We start from the raw sequence: 3,220 nt of genomic DNA, 5'->3' as shown, positions 1-3,220 counted from the left end.
TGGCCTCGGCGGCCTCGGTGTCCGTCTCCGCGGCGGCGGTCTTCCGCGTGCGGCGCGGCTTGGCCTCGGCGGCTTCGGCGGTGTCGACGGCGGCCTCGGCCGCGGCGGCGGTCTTGCGCGTCCGGCGCGGCTTGGCCTCCGTCGCCTCCGCCGTGTCGACGGCGGCCTCGGCCGCGGGCGCCGTGGCCTTGCGGGTCCGGCGGCGCGGCGTGGTGGTGGCCTCGGGCTCCGAGGCCACCGGAGCGGCCTCCGCGACGACCGTGGGCTCCGCGGCCGGCGGCGTCACCGCGGCCTCGGGCTCGACCGCCGAGGTGTCCGTGGCGGGCGTCTCCACGACCGCCGTCTCCGACCTGCGCGTACGGCGCCGACGCGGCTTCGCGGCCGCCTCGGAGACCTCCGCGGTCGTCCCCTCGGCCGTGTCGACGGCGTGCTCCGCCGGTGCGGACGCGGACGTCTCGACGGCCGTGACCGGCGCGGCCTCGGCAGACGCACCACCGCGCGTCCGGCGACGGCGACGCGGCGTGCGCGGAGCCGTGACGGCCTCCGCCTCGGCCGTACCGCCGGCGACGGGAGCCGTGGCCTCCGTCTCGGGTGCGGTGGCGCCGGCGGAACCGGGCGCGTCCAGCGGAGTTCCGCCGCGCGTCCGGCGACGGCGGCGCGGCGTACGCGGGGAACGCTCGCGGTCGGCCGAGCGGGACTCGTCCCGGTCGTCGCCGCGGCCACCCCGGCCGCCACGCCCGCGCGGCCCGCGGCCGCCCGTCTCGCCCAGGTCCTCGAGCTCCTCCGCGTCCAGCCCGGCGCGCGTGCGCTCCGAGCGCGGCAGGACGCCCTTCGTGCCCTCGGGGATGCCGAGGTCGGAGAAGAGGTGCGGGGACGTGGAGTACGTCTCCGGCGGGTCGTTGAAGCCCAGGTCCAGCGCCTTGTTGATCAGCTGCCAGCGCGGGATGTCGTCCCAGTCGACGAGGGTGATCGCCGTACCCTTCGCGCCCGCGCGGCCCGTACGGCCGATGCGGTGCAGGTACGTCTTCTCCTCTTCCGGCGACTGGTAGTTGATGACGTGCGTGACGCCCTCGACGTCGATACCGCGGGCGGCGACGTCGGTGCAGACGAGCACGTCCACCTTGCCGTTGCGGAAGGCCCGCAGGGCCTGCTCGCGCGCGCCCTGGCCGAGGTCGCCGTGGACCGCGCCGGAGGCGAAGCCGCGCTGCTTGAGCTGGTCGGCGAGGTCGGCCGCCGTGCGCTTGGTGCGGCAGAAGACCATGGCCAGCCCGCGGCCGTCGGCCTGGAGGATGCGCGCGACCATCTCGGGCTTGTCCATGTTGTGCGCGCGGTAGACGAACTGCTTGGTGTTCGCGACCGTCGCGCCCGCGTCGTCCGGCGCGGTGGCGCTGATGTGCGTGGGCTGGGACATGTAGCGGCGGGCCAGTCCGATGACCGCGCCCGGCATGGTGGCCGAGAACAGCATGGTCTGGCGGCGCACCGGAAGCATGTTGATGATCTTCTCGACGTCGGGCAGGAAGCCCAGGTCGAGCATCTCGTCGGCCTCGTCGAGGACCAGGCACCTGACGTGCTTCAGGTTCAGCTTCTTCTGCCCGGCGAGGTCGAGCAGCCGGCCCGGGGTGCCGACGACCACGTCGACGCCCTTCTTGAGGGCCTCGACCTGGGGCTCGTAGGCGCGGCCGCCGTAGATCGCGAGGACGCGCACGTTGCGCACCTTGCCCGCGGTCAGCAGGTCGTTGGTGACCTGCGTGCACAGCTCGCGCGTGGGGACGACGACGAGCGCCTGCGGGGCGTCGGTGAGGTCCTCGGGCTTGGCGCGTCCGGCCTCCACGTCGGCGGGGACGGTGACGCGCTCGAGGAGCGGGAGGCCGAAGCCCAGCGTCTTGCCGGTGCCGGTCTTGGCCTGGCCGATGACGTCCGAGCCCGACAGGGCCACGGGGAGCGTCATCTCCTGGATGGGGAAGGCGGTGGTGATGCCGACGGCCTCCAGGGCCTCGGCGGTCTCGGGAAGGATTCCGAGCTCTCGGAACGTCGTAGTCAGGGTGCTGCCTCTTCTGTGTGGGCGGCGCGAGGCGAGCGCGGGGGTCGTGTCGGACCGTGCCGGGGACGTCGGCTGCCTACGGGCGGGCCGTAGAGCACGGGACCGCGCCGACGCTCGAGCGCTCATGCCGCTGAGGGTTCCCCTCCGGGACTCGTACGCGTGGTGCCGTACGCCGGGGAGGGCTGTCGGGTCGGAGCCGATCGGGCCACCGACCGGGCATCCTCATACGTGCGGCCTGTCGAGGTACGGCGACGTACCAGCAGGCGCATTACCACCATACCCCGGAATCGCGCACATGCGATGGCCGATTCGGTCACGTAGTCGTCGTCACAGTGATTGACCAGGGCCTTACGCCCCCGGGCGAGCGGGCTATTGTGCGCTTCATGACGAGCTCTGACAAGCCTGGCAACGCCTCGGACACCGCCCCCGCCGCCCACACCGGCGTCGCCGCCCTGGACTGGGCGACGGCCTCCGCCGACCCGCAGTACCGCGCCGCGGTCGTGGACCTGCTCGGTGCGCTGGCCTACGGGGAGCTGGCGGCGTTCGAGCGGCTCGCGGAGGACGCCAAGCTGGCGCCGACGCTGGAGGACAAGGCGGAGCTGGCGAAGATGGCGTCGGCCGAGTTCCACCACTTCGAGCGGCTGCGCGGCCGGCTCGCCGAGATCGGGGAGGAGCCGACCTCCGCGATGGAGCCGTTCGTCGCGGCGTACGACGGCTTCCACAAGCAGACGGCGCCCTCGGACTGGCTGGAGGGCCTCGTCAAGGCCTACGTCGGCGACTCCATCGCCAGCGACTTCTACCGGGAGGTCGCGGCCCGGCTGGACTCCGACACCCGCTCGCTGGTGCTGGCGGTGCTCGACGACACCGGGCACGGCGGCTTCGCCGTGGAGAAGGTGCGCGCGGCGATCGACGCCGACCCGCGGGTCGGCGGGCGGCTCGCGCTGTGGGCGCGGCGGCTGATGGGCGAGGCCCTGTCGCAGTCCCAGCGGGTGGTCGCCGACCGGGACGCGCTGTCGACCATGCTCGTCGGCGGTGTCGCGGACGGCTTCGACCTCGCCGAGGTCGGCAGGATGTTCTCCCGGATCACCGAGGCCCACACCAAGCGGATGGCCGCGCTGGGGCTGGCCGCCTAGTCAGGAGCGCCGGCCGTGCCAGGGTCCGGGGCCGGGTCAGGCTCCG

2 protein-coding genes are annotated in these 3,220 nt (G+C 74.1%); one reads left to right on the top strand and one right to left on the bottom strand.

Annotation, left to right across the window (positions count from 1 at the left end; genetic code table 11):
• Window positions 1-1,948: DEAD/DEAH box helicase (locus RIN80_RS19880; RefSeq protein WP_309096968.1), on the bottom strand; the 1,948-nt coding region annotated here is incomplete at its 3' end.
• Between the two features lie 476 nt (window positions 1,949-2,424).
• On the opposite strand from RIN80_RS19880, the gene RIN80_RS19875 reads away from it, so the two are divergent.
• Window positions 2,425-3,174, top strand: a complete 750-nt coding sequence (locus tag RIN80_RS19875) for a ferritin-like fold-containing protein (protein WP_309096967.1) — start codon at window positions 2,425-2,427, stop codon at window positions 3,172-3,174.
• The last annotated feature ends 46 nt before the right edge of the window (window positions 3,175-3,220 follow it).

The organism is Streptomyces sp. (genome assembly GCF_031181705.1).
Lineage (GTDB): Bacteria > Actinomycetota > Actinomycetes > Streptomycetales > Streptomycetaceae > Streptomyces.
Note: the sequence above shows the minus strand (reverse complement) of the source record. Positions and strands in the feature narration are given on the sequence as shown.